The sequence below is a fragment of the Aquabacterium sp. genome (assembly GCF_021768455.1).
GTDB lineage: Bacteria > Pseudomonadota > Gammaproteobacteria > Burkholderiales > Burkholderiaceae_C > Aquabacterium.
Genome location: NZ_JAIZVX010000096.1, coordinates 1 through 17,201 on the forward strand (window position 1 = coordinate 1; position 17,201 = coordinate 17,201).

A 17,201-nucleotide genomic window follows, 5' to 3' on the forward strand; every position below is an offset into this window, starting at 1 on the left:
GCCCCGCGCTCGGTCAGCGTCGACACCATCACCACCGGCATGGGGCGCAGGCGCATCAGCTTGGAGAGGAAGTCGATGCCGTCCATGCGGGGCATTTCCACGTCCAGCGTGATGACATCGGGGTTGAGGTTGCGGATCATCTCCCGCGCCACCAGCGGATCGGCCGCCGCGCCGATGCACTCCATGTCGGGCTGCCGGTTGATGATCTCGGTGAGCATGCTGCGGACCAGGGCGGAATCGTCCACCACCACCACGCGAATCTTGGCCATGTTGTCTCTCCGGTGTCAGAACAGGTCGATGGAGCCGCCGCCTGTCGACGCGGGCGCCACGTTCTTCGCGGCCGCGCGTTCCTGCTGCACGATGGCCTCGGGGTTGCTCGCAGCCAGGCGCTTGACCATGGCCTTGCCGCTGTAGGGCAGAAAGCACACCTTGCGGGGATAGATGTCCAGCACGTCTTTCGAGACGACCGGGATGCGTTCGGTCTTGAGGTAGTCCATCACGAAGGCCGTGTTGCGCTCGCCCACGTTGATGGTGTTCATGCCGCTGATCACGGCGCCGCCACCAAAGACCTTGGCCTCCATGGTCATGCGCGAGGCGCCCATCTTCATCATTTCGTTGATCAGCAGTTCCATGGCGTAGGAGCCGTAGCGACCCGAGTCGCTGGCGCCGCCGCCGTTGTCGGGCAGCATGAAGTGGTTCATGCCGCCGACCTTGGCCTGGCGGTCCCACAGGCACACGGCGATGCAGGAGCCCAGCGTGGTCATGATGAGCACGTCTTCGTTGAAGCAGAAGTACTCGCCCGGCAGCACCTTCACGGCTTCCGATTTGAAGTGCGCGTCGTAGAAAAAGAAAGAGGCTTCGCCCGGTTTGGCGCTGCGGGCCTTGAGTTTGGCCAGGCGGTCGGTGCGGGGCGAAAGGCCCTGGTTGAGTGCGGCCGAAGCCGCGGCGGCCAGGCCTCCTGGGGGTGGGGTGCCTGCGCGCAATGGGCTGGTCGAGGTGCTGCTGATCATGGCCATGTCCTTGTTGCCAGCGGTTGTCAGACCCGGTCGTAGACCGTCTTGCCCCGCAGGAGGAAGAGGTCGCGGGATTCGGTGAAGTTTTCGGAGTGCCCCACGAACAGCAGGCCCTTGGGTTTCATCACACCGTGGATGCGTTCCAGCACCTTGCGCTGGGTGGGGGCGTCAAAATAGATCATCACATTGCGGCAGAAGACCACGTCGAACGGGTCGCCCAGCTGCCAGCTGGTCTGCATCAGGTTGAAGGGACGGAACTCGACCATGCGGGCCAGTTCGGGCTTGACGCGGATGCTGCCGGAGTTGGCGCCCTTGCCGCGCAGGAAGAAGCTGCGCAGGCGCTGCGGGCTCAGGCCGCGCGCCTCGGCGTCGTAGACCGCGCGCGAGGCGGTGGTCAGCACATTGGTGTCGATGTCGCTGGCGATGATCTTGACCGGCGCGTGCAGGCCCAGGCTTTCGGCCGCGGTCATGGCCAGGGAGTAGGGCTCCTCGCCGGTGGACGAGGCACAACACCAGATGCGTGTGGGCTGCGAACCACGGGCCTTGAGCCATTCGGTCAGCGTGTGGAAGTGGTGTTCTTCACGGAAGAAGCTGGTGAGGTTGGTGGTCAGGCAGTTCACGAACTCCTGCCACTCCTGCTGGGCCTGTGGCCCGCTGGCCGTTTCCAGCCACTTCAGGTAGACCTCGAAGCTGGGGTGGCCGGTCTCGCGCAGCCGGCGCGACAGACGGCTGTAGACCATGGCCTGCTTGCCTTCGTGCAGGCTGATGCCGGCGCGCTCATGGATCAGGGCGCGCACCCGGGCGAAGTCTCTGGCGTGGAATGGGAACTCCCGGTCATTGACCAGGGTCATCGAGTCGGGCGTGGAAGTTTGCATGGGGCGGCGGTGGCACGGCACGCGGACAAGGTGCCGCACAAGGGATATCGGCCCCGGAGGCCAGGGCTTGAGGAGGCTGTCAGCTTGCCCGCCACAATCGGCATGCCATGGGCAGATCTGCTGCGCCAAAGTCCCGGTTTTCGGGGTTTCGCGTGACATGTGCCTGATAGACTGGAACGCAATTGATCTGCCCGCCTGGGGTTTGCCATCACCACCTCCGACCACGTTCCACCTGGCCCGCCTGACGATCGTTCCGGCGTGATGGGGCTTCGCCTCGACATGGCGCTCAACCTGCTTTTCCAGGCAGGCTGGATCGCCCCGCCCGATGCCAAGCCGCATTCACCGGAGTGGCTGCAGAGCGTGATCGATGGCCTGTGCGACGTCTCCAGCCGAGACGCGCTCACCGGCCTGTCCAACCGCCGTCAGTTCGAAACCGCCATCGCCCGCGAGGTCGACCGCGTGGCCCGCGTGGGGGAACCGGCCCTGCTGCTGGTGGCCGACATCGACCACTTCAAGAAGGTCAACGACACCCACGGCCACGCCGCGGGCGACGTGGTCATCCAGTCGGTGGCCAACTGCCTGCAGGACTGCGTGCGCCCCATGGACCTGGTCGCCCGCCTGGGTGGCGAAGAATTCGCCATCATCCTGCCCAATTGCCCGCCCGCCTTCGGTCAGACCGTGGCGGAGCGCATCCGCAAACGGGTGGCCACGCAGTCGGTGGCCATCATCGGTGGGCAGCACCTCTCGGTCACGGTGAGCATTGGTGGTGCCTTTGCGCCCCAGTGGGTGCGCTCTTCGCCCACACTGTGGTCCGAGCGAGCCGATCAACAACTCTACCGCGCCAAATCGGAAGGCCGCAACCGCACCTGCCTCGACATGCCCCCGCTCACCGTGGTGAGCGCCGAAGAAAAAGGCCTGCTCTTTGCCGGCCTTGCGCAATACGACCCATATTCGGCCTCAGGAAGTGACGACGCCGTGCCGAAAACCACGGAATGATGGTGCCCATGTCTGCCAACGACTCTCCCAATGCCTCCGCACCAGCCCGTCTTGCCCGCACGGTGGCCATCACCAGCGGCAAGGGTGGTGTCGGCAAGACCTTCGTCAGCGCCAACCTGGCGGCGGCCCTGTCGCGCCAGGGCCTCAAGGTGCTGGTGCTCGACGCCGACCTGGGCCTGGCCAACCTCGACGTGGTCCTGAACCTCTATCCCAAGATCACCCTGCATGACGTTTTCACCGGCAAGGCCCAGCTGGAAGAGGCGATCCTGCCTGCCCCGGGTGGTTTTTCCGTGCTCCTGGCCGGCTCCGGCCTGGTCGAGTATTCGCGCCTGACGCCCGAGGTACGCGAGCAGCTGCTCACCATCTTCGACGCGGTCAAGCCCCGCTTTGACGTCATCCTCATCGACACCGGCGCCGGCATCTCCGATGTGGTGCTGTACGCCATCTCCATGGCCCATGAGGTGATCGTGGTGGCCACGCCCGAGCCCACTTCCATGACCGACGCCTACGCCACCATCAAGGTGCTGTCGGCCCAGCAGGGGCGCGAGCAGCTGAACCTGGTGGTCAACCAGGTCAACCGCACGGGCGACGGCCGCACCATCTGCAACCAGCTGCAGCAGGTGGTCGAGCGCTTTGTGCAGGGCGCCAATGGCAACGTGCCCCGCCTGAACTTCCTGGGCGACATCCCGCTGGACACCTCGGTGCGCGAGGCCGTGCGCAAGCGCACCCTGCTGCTGGAGCTGCACCCCGGCAGCCCGGCTGCGCAAAGCGTGGTGCAGATCGCCACGCGCCTCTTGAGTCGCTGAGTCTCCTCGCTGGTTCGTGCGTCCTGCTAGAGTGGGCGCATGTCTGCCCACGATGACGAGGTCGAGGACCTCAGCCAACCCACCGCCTACGAACTGCTTGGTGGCGACACCGCCGTTCGCACCCTGGTCGACCGCTTCTACGACCTGATGGACATCGAGCCGGCCTACACCGTGCTGCGCCAAGTCCACGGTCCGTCGCTCGACGACGCCCGCGACAAGCTCTACTGGTTCCTCAGTGGCTGGCTGGGCGGCCCCAATCTGTTCATCGAGCGCTTTGGTCACCCGCGTCTGCGAGCCCGCCACATGCCGTTTTCCATCGGCATCAAGGAGCGCGACGAGTGGCTGGCCTGCATGGACCAGGCCATGGCCGAGTGTCAGGTCAACCCCGATCTGGTGCCGCGTCTGCAGAAAGCCTTTTTCGAAACCGCCGACTGGATGCGCAACCGCGGCGTGTGAGCTCAGCCGCCCTGGTCGCTGGCGTTGCGGCCAGGCTGCAGCAGCACCACCACGGCGCCGTGCCCGCCTTCGTCGGCGCGGGCCTGCACAAAGGCGAGCACGCGCTCGCTCTGCACCAGCCAGCGGTGCACCTTGTCCTTCAGCACCGGTTGTTTGCCGGGTGAGCCCAGGCCCTTGCCGTGCACCACGCGCAGGCAGCGCCAGCCCTTGAGCTGGGCCTCGCGCAGGAAGCCGCTCAGGCGCACGCGGGCTTCGTCGGTGCGCAGACCGTGCAGATCGAGTTCGCCCTGCAGGGCCCAGACGCCACGTCGCAGCTTGCGCACCACGTCGATGCCGATCTCCGGTCGCCGCCAGGACAGCGATGCGTCGGTCTCCAGCAGGCTTTCCACGTCGAATTCGTCCGACAGGGCCTCCTGCATCACGGCCTTTTCGTCCAGCTGGCGCTTGGCCGGGATGGGCTGGGGTTTGGTGCGCGGCAGTTCGGCGCGACCGGTGTCGGGCAGCCCGTGGACCTGGCCCACGCTGCGGCGGAAGACGTCGCGCTCGGCCTCCTTGGCCTTCTGGGCGGCCTCCAGCCTGGCGCGTTCGGCCCGTTCCTGCTCAGCGCGTGCAGCCGCCTCTTTGGCGGCCTTGCCCAGCGCCCGCTTGAGGTCAGCGAAGTCGCGCAAGGGCGTGTGGGTGGTCGGTTTGCTCCCGTTTTTCACGGGGTCAAGCCTAACTCAATCCCACGACTGATCCGGCCATGGCCGCGGACAGATGCGGGCTGATTTACCCGTGGGCGGCCGGCACCCCCTCTCTGGCGCTCAGATCAGCCCGCGCTCGGCGAAGGACAGCGCCCCGCCGCGCCCCACCACGAGGTGGTCGAGGATGCGCACGTCGATCAGCTGCAGGCTGCTTTTCAGCGTCTGGGTGAGGAGCTCGTCGGCTCGCGAGGGCTCCAGCAGGCCTGAGGGGTGGTTGTGGGCGAGGATCAGGCTGGCGGCGTTGAGCTCCAGCGTGCGCTTGACCACCTCGCGCGGGTAGACCGAGGTCTGCGTGAGCGAGCCCCGGAACAGCTCCTCGCAGGCGATCAGCCTGTGCTGGGCATCGAGGAAGAGCACCGCGAACACCTCGTGCGGCAGGTTGCCCAGGCGCAGCTGAAGGTAGTCCTTCACCAGCTGGGGCGAGTTGAACACCGGCTGGGTGGCCAGCCCGCCCTGCAGGCTGCGCCGGGCCATCTCCATCACGGCCATGAGTTCGGCGCTTTTGGCCGGCCCCAGGCCCTTGAGGCGCTTGAGCTGGGCCGGCTGCGCCTGCAGCAGGCCGCTGAGGCCACCGAGGTCACCCAGCACCTTTTCGGCCAGCTGCAGCACGCCCAGCCCCTTCATGCCGGTGCGCAGCAGCAGGGCCAGCAGCTCCGCATCGGCCAGGGCAGCAGGCCCCAGCGAGAGCAGTTTTTCGCGTGGCCGCATGGCCGCCGGCAAGTCTTTCATGGCCCTGTCTTCCCTGGGTGGTGTTCTCAAAACTAAAATTGTCGTTTTGCTGCCATCCCAAACCCATCCTCCTGAAGGGTGGGGCGCCCCATGACCACTGCGTCCACGCCCGTTCCCACCGTCGTCCCCGGTTCTTTCCTGACCCTGCACTACCGCCTGGTCGGCCCGGACGGTGACGACCTCGTCAACACCTTCAACGAGAAGCCCGCCACCCTGTCCCTGGGTTCGGGTGAGCTGTCTCCTGCGCTGGAAGCCCGCCTGATCGGCCTGGCCGAAGGCACGCACACCACCTTGCAGCTCGAGCCGGGTGAGGCCTTTGGCCCCCGCAATCCGGAAATGATCCAGAAGGTGGCGCTCTCCCTGTTGCGCCAGCTGGGTGACCTGGACGAGACCTGGTCCGTGGGCGACGTGGTGCAGTTCCCCACGCCCGATGGCCAGGGTTCCTTTGCCGGCGTCATCCGCGAAATGGAGGGCGACAGCGCCCTGTTCGACTTCAACCACCCCCTGGCTGGTCAGCCGCTCACCTTCGAAGTGCAGCTGATCGGCGTGCTCTGACGCAAGGCGCCGCATGACCGTTGCCCAGCAAGTGCAGGATGTGCTGCTCGCCGAACCCCGCGGTTTTTGCGCCGGGGTCGACCGCGCCATCGAGATTGTCGAGCGGGCCCTGGCCCAGTTCGGCGCGCCCATCTACGTGCGCCACGAGATCGTGCACAACACCTATGTGGTGAACGACCTCAAGGCCAAGGGGGCCATCTTCATCGAGGACCTGGCCGAGGTGCCGCCCGGCGCCACGCTCATCTTCAGTGCCCATGGCGTGAGCCAGGAGGTGCGCCAGGAGGCCGAGCGTCGCGGTTTCGCCATCTTCGACGCCACCTGCCCGCTGGTCACCAAGGTGCACATCGAGGTGGCCAAGCTGCGCCGCGAGGGCTACGAGTTCATCATGATCGGCCACAAGGGGCACCCAGAGGTCGAGGGCACCATGGGCCAGCTGACGGACGGCATCTACCTGGTCGAAGACGAGGCCGATGTGCAGCGTGTGACCGTGCAGGACCCGTCGCGCCTGGCCGTGGTCACGCAGACCACGCTCTCGGTCGACGACGCGGCGGCCATCCTCGCGGCCATCAAGCAGCGCTTCCCGCTGATCCGCGAGCCCAAGCAGCAGGACATCTGCTACGCGACGCAGAATCGCCAGGATGCCGTCAAGCTCATGGCGCCGCAGGTCGACATCGTCATCGTGGTGGGCAGCCCGACCAGCTCCAACAGCAACCGCCTGCGCGAACTGGCCGAGCGCCTGGGCACGCCTTCCTACATGGTCGATTGCCCGGAAGACCTGCAAGCCAGCTGGTTCGATGGCCGCGCCCGGGTGGGCCTGACCGCCGGGGCCTCGGCCCCCGACGTGCTGGTGCAGCAGGTGATCTCCCGCCTCAAGGCCCTGGGTGCCGTCTCGGTGCGCCGCATGCAGGGCGTGGAAGAGCACGTGCGCTTCCCGCTGCCCAAGGGCCTGGGGGGTACCGGACTAGACCGGCCGCTGCCTTCCGAGCGATCTGCCCCCTGAACACCACCGCCCCATCTGTCTGTGGCTCATGTGATGAGCCTGTCACCGAATCCCCCAAGAAGATCCACCATGCTCGACATCGCCCTGCTGCGCAAAGACCTTGACGCCACCCTGGCCCGCCTGGCCACGCGCAAGAACCCCCAGCCTTTCCTTGACGAAGCCCGCTTCCGTGAACTGGAGGCCGAGCGCAAGACCATCCAGACCCGCACCGAAGAACTGCAGGCCCAGCGCAACAGCCTGTCCAAGCAGATTGGCATGCTCAAGGGCAAGGCCGCGAAGGGCGAAGACACTGCCGCCGAGGTGGAGGCCGTGATGGCCCAGGTGGGCGGCATTGGCGACGAGCTCAAAGCCAGCGCCGATCGCCTCGATGGCATCCAGGCCGAGCTGCAGAGCATGCTGCTGGCCGTGCCCAACCTGCCGCAGGCCAGCGTGCCGGTGGGCCATGACGAATCCGGCAATGTGGAAGTGCGCCGCTGGGGCACGCCCGGCAGCTACGCCTTCGAGCCCAAGGACCACGTCGACCTGGGCGCCCCGCTGGGCCTGGACTTCGACACCGGCGCCAAGCTCTCGGGTTCGCGCTTTACCTTCCTGAAGGGCCCTGCCGCCCGCCTGCACCGCGCACTCGCCCAGTTCATGCTGGACGTGCAGACCCAGGAGCACGGCTACACCGAGTGCTACACGCCTTACCTTGTGCAGGCCAAGGCGCTGCAGGGCACGGGCCAGCTGCCCAAATTCGAGCAGGACCTCTTCCACGTCACGTCGGGTGACGGCGATGTGGCGGGCACCAAGTGGTACCTGATCCCCACCTCTGAGGTGACGCTGACCAATGCCGTGACCGACACCATCGTGCCCGCAGAGCAGCTGCCGATCAAGCTGACCGCCCACAGCCCCTGCTTCCGTTCGGAGGCGGGCAGCGCCGGCCGGGACACCCGCGGCATGATCCGCCAGCACCAGTTCGATAAGGTGGAGATGGTGCAAATCACCACCCCCGAGCAGAGCGAGCAGGCCCTGGAAGACATGGTCACGCACGCCGAAGCCATCCTGCAGAAGCTGGAGCTGCCTTACCGGGTGGTGAGCCTGTGCACGGGCGACATGGGCTTTGGCGCCGCCAAGACCTACGACCTGGAGGTGTGGCTGCCCGCGCAGAACACCTATCGCGAGATCAGCTCATGCTCGAACTGCGAGGCCTTCCAGGCCCGCCGCATGCAGGCCCGCTTCAAGAACGCGCAAGGCAAGAACGAGTTCGTGCACACGCTCAATGGCTCGGGTCTGGCCGTGGGCCGCGCCATGGTGGCGGTGCTGGAAAACCACCAGCAGGCCGACGGTTCGATCCGGGTGCCCGTGGCCCTGCGCCCCTACCTGGGCGGCGCCGAAGTGTTGTCGGCTTGATGAAGTTTGCGAAACGGCGTGAAACCCTGCTATAGTTGAGGGCTACGCCGTTGACCACGGACGCACCAGTTTAGGAGAGGTGGCAGAGTGGTCGAATGTACCTGACTCGAAATCAGGCGTACCGCAAGGTACCGTGGGTTCGAATCCCACCCTCTCCGCCAGCACAAAGCCCCAAGTGATTGATTCGCTTGGGGCTTTTTGGTTTTTGATGCCGCCGCCATCTTCCGCTGCTCCTGGCGTTCCTGGGCGAAGCGCCATGGCGTCAAGGAAGGCGGGGGCGGAGCGCTGTACATGGAGGGGTGATCACTGGTTCTCTCTGACTTCGGAGACACAATTCGCCCCTGTCTCGGGCTCATTGCCCCACTTTGCGAGCCTGCTTGGCTCCCCATTGCGCCATGGACTACCTCACCGAAATCAAGCTCTTTGTCGAGGTCGCAGAGACCGGCAGCATCAGCAAGGCCGCCGAGGGGCTGGACATCTCGGTCTCTGCTGCCAGCAGGCACCTGGTGTCGCTCGAATCCAGGCTGGGGGTCCAGCTGGTGCGCCGGACCACTCGCAGCCTGAGCCTCACAGAAGCAGGGCAGGAGTTCCAGCGCCGCTGCAAGTCGATCCTGTTGGATCTGGGGGAGGCGGAGTCGGCTGTTCGTGACGCGATGGTGCAGCCCAGCGGGGTGTTGAGGGTCACCGCATCCTTGTCTTTTTGCATGCTCCACATCGCGCCGATGTTGCCCGCGTTTTCAGCCCGGTACCCTGACATTTCGGTGGAGCTGGTGTCGGCCAATCGCTATTACGACATCATCGAAAACGGCATCGACGTGGCCATTCGCACCAAGGTGTTCGAGGCGGACAGCAACATCACGATTCGCCGCCTCGCCGCCACACGTCGCATCCTCGCCGCATCCCCGGAGTACCTCGCCGCACATGGGACACCCGGCTTCCCCGGTGAGCTGGCGCGCCACCGGATCCTGAACTATGGGCTGGCCGACAACCCCCGTGAATTGCTGTTCCAGCGTGACGGTGAGTCGATCATGATCACCGTCAAGCCCTTGCTGGAGTCCAATGATGGCCAAATCCTCAGGGTCGCGGCACTCAGCGGTATGGGCATCCTTGTGCAGCCCAAGTACATCCTTTACGACGATTTGGTGGCCGGCCGCCTGGTTCCGGTGCTCGATGCCTGGGACCTGCCTCGTCTGACCATGAACCTGGCCTTCCAGACACGCAGCTACATGCCGATGAAAGTCAGGGTTTTCATTGATGCATTGGTTGAACGTTTCCGAATTCATGAATTCGAAAGGCTTTGGACGAGCTGACTGCGCACTAATTTCAAGGGTAAACCCCGACTTTCTCGTTTGCTGCAAAAGAGATTCCACTTTGGCGCTCTTTGAAGTCATCTAGAGGGAATATAGACTTGCCTCCAACGCAACACAAAACGTTGGAGACAAAGATGCAAGACAGTCGAGCGGCGGCCCCCATTGCATATTTCGAGGAAATGCAATCGGCCGAGGTGGTGAACAGCCGCATGGGTGCGGACATTCCTCCGCGCTTGCATCAGGTGATGACCTCCATCGTGAATCACCTTCACGCGGCGATCAAGGAAATCGAGCCCACCCATGAAGAATGGCTGGCGGCCATTCAATTCCTGACTTCAACGGGTCAAATGTGCAATGACTGGCGGCAGGAATATATTCTGCTGTCAGACATATTGGGTGTTTCGATGCTGGTGGACGCCATCAACCACCGCCGCCCCAGTGGCGCCACGCCCAATACCATCCTGGGCCCGTTTTACGTGGCCGATGCACCGCATTACGAGCACGGCCGCAGCATTTGCCTGGACGGCAAGGGCGAGCCGCTGGTGGTGAAGGGCCAGGTGCTGGGCGTCGACGGCCAGCCTATCCCGGGCGCCCAGATCGAGGTGTGGCAGACCAACGACGACGGCTTCTACGACGTGCAGCAGCAGGGCATCCAGCCTGAATCCAACCTGCGCGGCATCTTCACCGCAGACGACGGTGGCGGCTACTGGTTCAAGTCGGTGAAGCCCCGCCACTACCCCATCCCGGACGATGGCCCAGTGGGCAAGCTGCTGCGCGCCATGGGCCGTCACCCCAACCGGGCCTCGCACCTGCACTTCATCGTCAGTGCCCCGGGCTACGAAACCGTGATCACGCACATCTTTGCGCCCGATTGCCAATACCTTCCAGATGACACGGTTTTTGGTGTGAAGAAGGAATTGATTGCAGATTTCGACAAGGTGGAAGACCTGAAGCAAGCCCAAGCGCTTGGCCTCAGCACGCCGTTCTGGCGCGTGAACTGGAATTTCTGCCTGGCGCCCGCCAAAGCAGCAGCCTGAACGTTTTTCCCTGAACCACGAATACCGCACGGCGCATGGCGCGTCGTGGGTGACTTTGACCTGGACAAATCATGAGCGCCCCCAAACCTGAATTGCTCGCAGCATATTGGACGATCGCCGGAGACGTGTATCCCTGCGCCCTCACGGAAATCAGCCCATTTCCCCTTCGGGAACGCGCCGAAGCCGCTTCCGCAGCCGGCTGGAAAGGCATCGGCCTGATCCTCGATGACCTCAAGCACAGCGTCGAGGTGTATGGCATCCAAGGCGTGCGGTCCATTTTGCAGGACAACGGCCTGAAGTATTTCGAGCTGGAAATCCTGGTGGATTGGTACCGCGACGGCGCCCTGCGAGCCAAGTCGGACACATTTCGCAAGGAAGTGATCGAGCTGGGTGCGCAATTGGGCATGCGCAACCTGAAAATCGGCGCCAGCCACCTGGATGAAGGCCCGATCGACCATGCGCACCTGGCCGATGAGTTTGCCAAACTCTGCCAGGACGTGGCCCAGGCCGGCGCCTCGGTGGCCATCGAATTCATGCCGTTCTCGATCATCCGCAACATCGACGACGCCCTGAAAATCGCCAGCCAGGCCAACCAGCCCAACGGCGGCCTGATGGTCGACACCTGGCACGTGGCCCGCGGCGGCAGCGATTACGCCGAAGTGGCGAAAATCCCCGCCCACCTGATCACCGGTGTGGAACTGGACGACGCCAACACCGAAATCATCGGCACCCTGTTCGAAGACACCCGATTCCAGCGGCAATTGTGCGGCGAAGGCGCCATGAATTGCCCCGCCTTCATCGACGCGCTGATGGACGCCGGCTGCAAGCTGCCTTATTTCGGCGTGGAAATCATTTCCGAGAAATTCAGGAAATTGCCCCTGAAGGAAATGGCCAAACGCGCCTACGACACCACCGCTCGTCAGTTTGAACTGACCAAGCACTTCACCAAATGACCGTCCGGAGAGAAAACATGATTCGAGTTGCTGTGTTGGGTGCGGGCCGCATCGGGAAGATCCATGCCGCCAACGTCAAGAACTGCCCTGGTGCCAAGCTGGTGGTCGTCGCCGACCCCTTCGGCACCAACGCCAAGGACCTGGCCGACAAGCTGGGTTGCGAGCACACCACCGACGCCAGCCAGGCCCTGGCCCGTGCGGACGTGGACGCCGTCGTGATCGGCACGCCCACCGACACCCACGTCACCTTCCTGCTGGAAGCCGTGAAACTGGGCAAGGCCGTGCTGTGCGAAAAGCCCATCGACCTCGACATGGAAAAGTCGCTGTGGGCCGCCAACGAGGTCAAGCGTCTGAACGGCAAGGTCATGCTGGCCTTCAACCGCCGCTTCGACCCCACCTCTCAAGCCATGCGCAAGGCCATCGACGCGGGTGAAGTCGGCGCCGTCCGCCAGGTCATCATCAGCAGCCGCGACCCCGGCATGCCCCCGCGCGACTACGTGGCCCATTCCGGCGGCATCTTCCGCGACATGGTCATCCACGACCTGGACATGGCCCGCTGGCTGCTGGGTGAAGAGCCCACCGAAGTCTTCGCCATGGCCAGCAACCTGGTCGACCCCACCATCGAAGAGTTCAACGACCACGACACCGTGATGCTGCAGCTGCGCACGGCCTCGGGCAAGCAGTGCCACATCAACTGCTGCCGCGAAGCGGTCTTCGGCTACGACCAGCGCATGGAAGTGTTCGGCTCGACCGGCATGCTGCTGCAAGACAACCTGCGGCCCTCCACCATCCGCCGCTGGACCAAGGACGCGACCGACGCCCGTGAACCCCTGCTGAACTTCTTCCTGGAGCGCTACCAGGAGGCCTACGCCAACGAACTGCAGGCCTTCATCCGCGCCCTGCAGCTCAACGCCCCGCTGCCCACCACGGTGGACGACGGCGTGCAGGCCCTGCGCCTGGCCGAAGCCGCGCTGCGCTCGGTGGCCTCCGGCCGCTTCGAAAAAGTCTGACGCACAAGGAGAGCCGAGATGTCCAAACTGGCTGCAGGAAAGAAGCTGGGTGTTGCCTGTCTGGGCATCACGCACCCCCACACCTCCGGGCGCGTCAAGGCGATCCAGCGTCGGCAAGATGCCGTGATGCTGGGTGCCTGGGACACCAGCCCCTTGCTCAACCCCTTCGTGGATGCCCTGGGCCTGCAGGCCCGCAGCAAGGAAGAGATCCTGGCCGACGAGAACGTGCACGTGGTGCTGGTGCACTCCAAGAGCGAGAAGATGGCCGACCTGACCATCGAGGCGCTGGAAGCCGGCAAGGCCGTGCTGTGCGAGAAGCCGGCAGGCCGCAGTGCCGCCGACGCCAAGCGCATCATGGACGTGGTCGAGCGCACGGGCGGCCTGGTGCAGGTGGGCTATTGCTGGCGCTTTGCGCCTTCGGTGGACGCCATGCAATCGGCCATCCAGTCGGGCCGCTTGGGCAAGATCGTGCAGGTTCGCGCACACGGTGGTTGCTCGCACAACGAAGCCGCCACCAGCCACATGACCCAACCCGGGGACATCGGTGGCGCGGTGTTCGTGATCGGCTGTCACCTGGTCGACCGCATCCTGCTGCACTTCGGCGTGCCCAAGTCGGTGAACGCCCGCATCACCAAGTTCCCCAACTTCCACGGTGCCGAGTCGCGTGAAGACGCGGCCGGTGCGGTGCTGAACTACGAAGACAAGGTGGTGGTGCTGGACTTCATGTCCTGGGACGTGCTGCCCTGGACGGAGAGCTGGGACATCACCGCCTATGGCACCGAGGGGATCATGTCCTCGCGCTCGCTGCCGGCCAGCTACAAGATCTACGACGCCGGCAAGGGTGCCCACCCCGAAGGCTGGACCGAGTGGCAAGAGACCAGCTTCCCCGAGATCTGGGCCACCAAAAAGACCGAGTACTCGCCTGAGCTGGCCGAGATCGGCAACCCGGTCTACTTCGACCGCGAAGCCAACGCCTTCTTCGATGCCTTCCACCAGGGCACACCGTCCGTGGTGCCTGCTTCACAGGCTTTCAACATCAGCCGTGTGATCGAGGCCATGTTCGCCTCGTCCAAGCTGGCTGGTGCCGAAGTGTTCATTGACTGATCTGAGATTGCCGGCGACGCGTCGGCATGGCCATTCGCACGAATGGATTTTGACAACAAACGGAGACTGACATGACTTTGCGAAAGATGGCCGTTGCGGCCGCAGTGACCTCGGTGATGGCCTTGACCATGGGCAGTGCGTGGGCACAGTCCAAGGGTGTGGTGGGCATTTCTTTGCCCAACAAGACCGAATCCCGCTGGATCAACGATGGCAACAGCCTGGTTGCGGCCTTGAAGGAGAAGGGCTACACCGTCGACCTGCAGTACGCGAACTACGATGTGCCGACCCAGGTGAACCAGGTCGAGAACATGATGACCAAAGGCGTGAAGGCCCTGCTGATTGCGCCCATCGACGGCAAGACCTTCTCGGACACCCTGGCCCAGGCGGCCAAGCGTGGCATCAAAGTCATCTCCTATGACCGTCTGATCAGTCAAACCAAGAACGTCGACTACTACGTCACTTTCGACAACTATCAGGTTGGTGTTCTCCAAGGCCAGAGCATCGTCAGCAACTGGCAAAAGCGCGGCAGCAAGTCGCCCATCAACCTGGAAATCTTCGGTGGCTCGACCGACGACAACAACGCCCACATGGTCTATGCCGGCGGCATGTCGGTGCTCAAGCCCTACATCGACTCCGGCAAGTTCGTTGTGCGCAGCAAGCAGCTCGCCATGGACAAGGTGGCCACCCCCAACTGGGATGGCGCCACGGCGCAGGCCCGCATGGACAACGTCATGAGTGCCTTCTACGGCGGCGCACGACTGGATGCCGTCTGGTCGCCCAACGACGGTCTGGCCATCGGCATCATCTCCTCGCTCAAGGGCGTGGGTTATGGCAACGGCGGGCAGCCCATGCCGATCATCACGGGTCAGGACGCCGACCTTCAGAACGTGAAGGCCATCATCCGTGGTGACCAGACCGCCACGGTGTTCAAGGACACCCGGCAATTGGCCCGCGTGGCCGCTGACATGGTGGACAACTCCCTGGCAGGCAAGACCGTCACGATCAACGACACCAAGAGCTACAACAACGGCGCCAAGATCGTCCCGACCTACCTGATCAAGCCCATCCTGGTCGATGCAGGCAACTGGAAGAAGGCCCTCGTGACCGACTCCCAGTACTACAGCGAAGCCCAGTTGAAGTAAGCGCCTGGCATGCACGGTGAGCGCCCGTCCGAGCGGGGCTCATCTGGTCAGGCTTTCAGGTGCAGAGGGGAAGCAGATGGAAAACATTCTCGAGATGCGCAGCATTCAAAAGAGCTTTGGTCATGTCAAAGCACTCTCGAATGTCAGCATGACCGTGCGCCGAGGAGAAATCCATGCGGTGTGCGGCGAAAACGGTGCGGGAAAATCCACACTGATGAAGATCCTCAGTGGTGTCTACCCCCACGGGTCTTACCAGGGTGAGGTTCACTATGACGGCAGCGTCCGTGCCTTTGCCAGCATCCAGGACAGCGAGGCTGCCGGCATCATCATCATTCACCAGGAGCTGGCCCTGGTGCCGATGCTGTCCATCACGGAGAACCTCTTCCTTGGCGGAGAGAAGGCCAGATATGGGGTGATTGACTGGGAGTCGTCTCACAAGGCTGCGCAGAGCGTCTTGCGCAAGGTGGGCTTGACCGAGTCGCCGGACACGGCGATCGGGTCGCTTGGCATTGGCAAGCAGCAGCTGGTGGAAATCGCCAAGGCCTTGTCGAAGGATGTGCGACTGCTGATCCTCGACGAGCCCACGGCCAGCCTCAACGAAAAGGACAGCGACACCTTGTTGCGCCTGCTGCTGGAATTGAAAGAGCGGGGCGTCACCTCGATCATCATTTCGCACAAGCTCAACGAGATCTCTCGCGTGGCCGATGCGATCACCGTCATTCGAGATGGCGCCACCGTGGACGCGATGGACTGTCACACGCAAACGGTGGGTGAGGATCGCATCATCCAGGCGATGGTGGGGCGAGAGATGGCGGACCGCTACCCCAAGCGCACGCCGAACATCGGAGAGCCGATTTTCGAGGTCCGGGACTGGCATGTGGACCATCCCACGCAGAAGAACCGGACGGTGATCAAAGGCGTCAACCTTGTTGCGCGACGGGGCGAGATCGTGGGCATCGCTGGCCTCATGGGGTCGGGGCGCACGGAGTTGGCCATGAGCCTCTTTGGCGAGGCCTATGGCAAGAAGAAAAAGGGTGTGGTGCGCATCAAGGGCCGCGAGGTGGACGTCTCCACCGTCCGCAAGGCCATTGATTGCGGCATGGCCTACGTCACCGAAGACCGCAAGGGCAATGGCCTGCTGCTCGACGAAGACATCCAGAAGAACATCTCGCTGGCCAACCTGGCGGGCGTGTCACGCCACGGCGTGCTGGACGAGCACCAGGAGTTCTCGGTGGCGGCCGACTTCCTCAAGAAGTTGCGCGTGCGTTGCCAGGGGGTGAACCACATCGTGGGGAACCTGTCTGGTGGCAATCAGCAGAAGGTGGTGATCAGCAAATGGCTGTTTTCCAACCCCGACGTGCTGATTCTGGATGAGCCGACCCGAGGCATCGACGTCGGGGCGAAATACGAGATCTACAGCATCATCAATCAGGCTGTGGACGCCGGGAAATGTGTGGTCATGATTTCTTCGGAAATGCCGGAACTGCTGGGCATGTGTGACCGCGTGTATGTGATGAATGAAGGTCGCTTCGTGGGTGAACTCGATGCAGAGGAAGCCACCCAGGAAAAGATCATGCGCGCAATCATGCGCAACGGAGAGATCTGAATGGAAAAGACGTTGTCGACAGTCGTGGCCGCCGCCGGAGAGCACAAGAAGACGGAGTGGGGGCGGGTTCTGAAACGCACCCTCAGCGAATCAGGTCTGATCCTGTCCTTGTTGCTGATCGTGGCATTTTTCCAGCTGCAGACCGATGGCGTGCTGTTGCAGCCATTGAACCTGACCAACCTGGTTCTCCAGAACAGCTACATCGTGGTGATGGCGCTGGGCATGTTGATGGTCATCGTGTCTGGGCAGATCGATTTGTCCGTGGGATCGATTGCCGGATTCGTGGGCGCCTTGGCCGCCGTGATGATGGTGGAGCATCACGTTCATTACCTGTGGGCGGCGGTGATCTGCGTTGCCGTCGGCGCCGCGATCGGTGCGGCTCAGGGCTACTGGGTGGCTTACTGGAACATGCCGTCGTTCATTGTGACTTTGGCGGGCATGCTGGTGTTCCGCGGGCTGACCAACCTGGTGCTGCAA

The 17,201-nt window shown here is 63.7% G+C and carries 18 protein-coding genes, 1 tRNA gene and 1 pseudogene; 15 read left to right on the forward strand and 5 right to left on the reverse strand.

What is annotated here, in order from left to right; all coding sequences use genetic code 11:
- The 3 genes from QZ994_RS13070 to QZ994_RS13080 form a co-directional block, all read right to left on the reverse strand.
- On the reverse strand, positions 1 to 269 hold a 269-nt coding region (locus tag QZ994_RS13070), incomplete at its 3' end, for a response regulator (protein ID WP_290872192.1).
- Positions 270 to 284: 15 nt separating this feature from the next.
- Positions 285 to 1,016, reverse strand: a complete 732-nt coding sequence (cheD, locus tag QZ994_RS13075) for a chemoreceptor glutamine deamidase CheD (RefSeq protein WP_290872195.1) — start codon at positions 1,014 to 1,016, stop codon at positions 285 to 287.
- 20 nt (positions 1,017 to 1,036) lie between these two features.
- Positions 1,037 to 1,864 carry a CheR family methyltransferase gene (locus QZ994_RS13080; RefSeq protein ID WP_290872236.1) on the reverse strand — a complete coding sequence of 276 codons (828 nt, stop codon included), beginning with the start codon at positions 1,862 to 1,864 and terminating at the stop codon, positions 1,037 to 1,039.
- Between the two features lie 285 nt (positions 1,865 to 2,149).
- On the opposite strand from QZ994_RS13080, the gene QZ994_RS13085 reads away from it, so the two are divergent.
- The 3 genes from QZ994_RS13085 to QZ994_RS13095 are packed head-to-tail and all read left to right on the forward strand — an operon-like array spanning position 2,150 to position 4,146.
- Complete coding sequence (locus QZ994_RS13085; RefSeq protein ID WP_290872239.1) at positions 2,150 to 2,884, forward strand: GGDEF domain-containing protein; 735 nt, start codon at positions 2,150 to 2,152, stop codon at positions 2,882 to 2,884.
- An 8-nt stretch (positions 2,885 to 2,892) separates the two neighbouring features.
- Positions 2,893 to 3,690, forward strand: coding sequence for a MinD/ParA family protein (locus QZ994_RS13090; RefSeq protein ID WP_290872198.1), 798 nt, complete (start codon positions 2,893 to 2,895; stop codon positions 3,688 to 3,690).
- A gap of 39 nt (positions 3,691 to 3,729) precedes the next feature.
- Positions 3,730 to 4,146: a group II truncated hemoglobin gene (locus tag QZ994_RS13095; protein WP_290872201.1), complete on the forward strand. Its 417-nt coding sequence runs from the start codon at positions 3,730 to 3,732 to the stop codon at positions 4,144 to 4,146.
- Positions 4,147 to 4,148: 2 nt separating this feature from the next.
- Here QZ994_RS13095 and QZ994_RS13100 read toward each other — a convergent pair whose 3' ends face one another.
- Both QZ994_RS13100 and radC read right to left on the reverse strand, forming a co-directional pair.
- Complete coding sequence (locus tag QZ994_RS13100) at positions 4,149 to 4,850, reverse strand: Smr/MutS family protein (protein WP_290872203.1); 702 nt, start codon at positions 4,848 to 4,850, stop codon at positions 4,149 to 4,151.
- A gap of 99 nt (positions 4,851 to 4,949) precedes the next feature.
- Positions 4,950 to 5,618, reverse strand: coding sequence for a DNA repair protein RadC (gene radC / locus QZ994_RS13105; RefSeq protein WP_290872206.1), 669 nt, complete (start codon positions 5,616 to 5,618; stop codon positions 4,950 to 4,952).
- 90 nt (positions 5,619 to 5,708) lie between these two features.
- On the opposite strand from radC, the gene QZ994_RS13110 reads away from it, so the two are divergent.
- The 12 genes and pseudogenes from QZ994_RS13110 to QZ994_RS13165 all read left to right on the forward strand — a co-directional run.
- Entirely contained in the window at positions 5,709 to 6,173 is a 465-nt protein-coding gene (locus QZ994_RS13110) for an FKBP-type peptidyl-prolyl cis-trans isomerase (protein WP_290872209.1), read from the forward strand.
- Positions 6,174 to 6,186: 13 nt separating this feature from the next.
- A complete protein-coding gene (gene ispH, locus QZ994_RS13115) occupies positions 6,187 to 7,173 on the forward strand; it encodes a 4-hydroxy-3-methylbut-2-enyl diphosphate reductase (RefSeq protein ID WP_290872212.1) in 987 nt (328 codons plus the stop codon).
- 69 nt (positions 7,174 to 7,242) lie between these two features.
- Positions 7,243 to 8,562 carry a serine--tRNA ligase gene (gene serS / locus QZ994_RS13120; RefSeq protein WP_290872215.1) on the forward strand — a complete coding sequence of 440 codons (1,320 nt, stop codon included), beginning with the start codon at positions 7,243 to 7,245 and terminating at the stop codon, positions 8,560 to 8,562.
- Positions 8,563 to 8,635: 73 nt separating this feature from the next.
- A tRNA-Ser gene (locus tag QZ994_RS13125) sits at positions 8,636 to 8,723 on the forward strand.
- 234 nt (positions 8,724 to 8,957) lie between these two features.
- Positions 8,958 to 9,872 (forward strand): LysR family transcriptional regulator, encoded by a 915-nt coding sequence (locus tag QZ994_RS13130; RefSeq protein WP_290872217.1) that lies wholly within the window; start codon positions 8,958 to 8,960, stop codon positions 9,870 to 9,872.
- A 134-nt stretch (positions 9,873 to 10,006) separates the two neighbouring features.
- Positions 10,007 to 10,909, forward strand: coding sequence for an intradiol ring-cleavage dioxygenase (locus tag QZ994_RS13135; RefSeq protein WP_290872220.1), 903 nt, complete (start codon positions 10,007 to 10,009; stop codon positions 10,907 to 10,909).
- A gap of 71 nt (positions 10,910 to 10,980) precedes the next feature.
- The gene (locus QZ994_RS13140) at positions 10,981 to 11,862 is read left to right on the forward strand and encodes a sugar phosphate isomerase/epimerase (protein WP_290872223.1); all 882 of its coding nucleotides are present in this window, start codon (positions 10,981 to 10,983) and stop codon (positions 11,860 to 11,862) included.
- A gap of 17 nt (positions 11,863 to 11,879) precedes the next feature.
- On the forward strand, positions 11,880 to 12,872 hold the full coding sequence (gene iolG / locus QZ994_RS13145; RefSeq protein ID WP_290872226.1) for an inositol 2-dehydrogenase: 993 nt from the start codon (positions 11,880 to 11,882) through the stop codon (positions 12,870 to 12,872).
- 18 nt (positions 12,873 to 12,890) lie between these two features.
- Positions 12,891 to 13,976 (forward strand): Gfo/Idh/MocA family oxidoreductase, encoded by a 1,086-nt coding sequence (locus tag QZ994_RS13150; protein WP_290872229.1) that lies wholly within the window; start codon positions 12,891 to 12,893, stop codon positions 13,974 to 13,976.
- Positions 13,977 to 14,047: 71 nt separating this feature from the next.
- Complete coding sequence (chvE, locus tag QZ994_RS13155) at positions 14,048 to 15,118, forward strand: multiple monosaccharide ABC transporter substrate-binding protein (protein ID WP_290872233.1); 1,071 nt, start codon at positions 14,048 to 14,050, stop codon at positions 15,116 to 15,118.
- 76 nt (positions 15,119 to 15,194) lie between these two features.
- Positions 15,195 to 16,724, forward strand: coding sequence for a multiple monosaccharide ABC transporter ATP-binding protein (mmsA, locus tag QZ994_RS13160; RefSeq protein ID WP_290872241.1), 1,530 nt, complete (start codon positions 15,195 to 15,197; stop codon positions 16,722 to 16,724).
- Positions 16,725 to 17,201, forward strand: a pseudogene (locus tag QZ994_RS13165) (sugar ABC transporter permease); the annotation flags it as partial.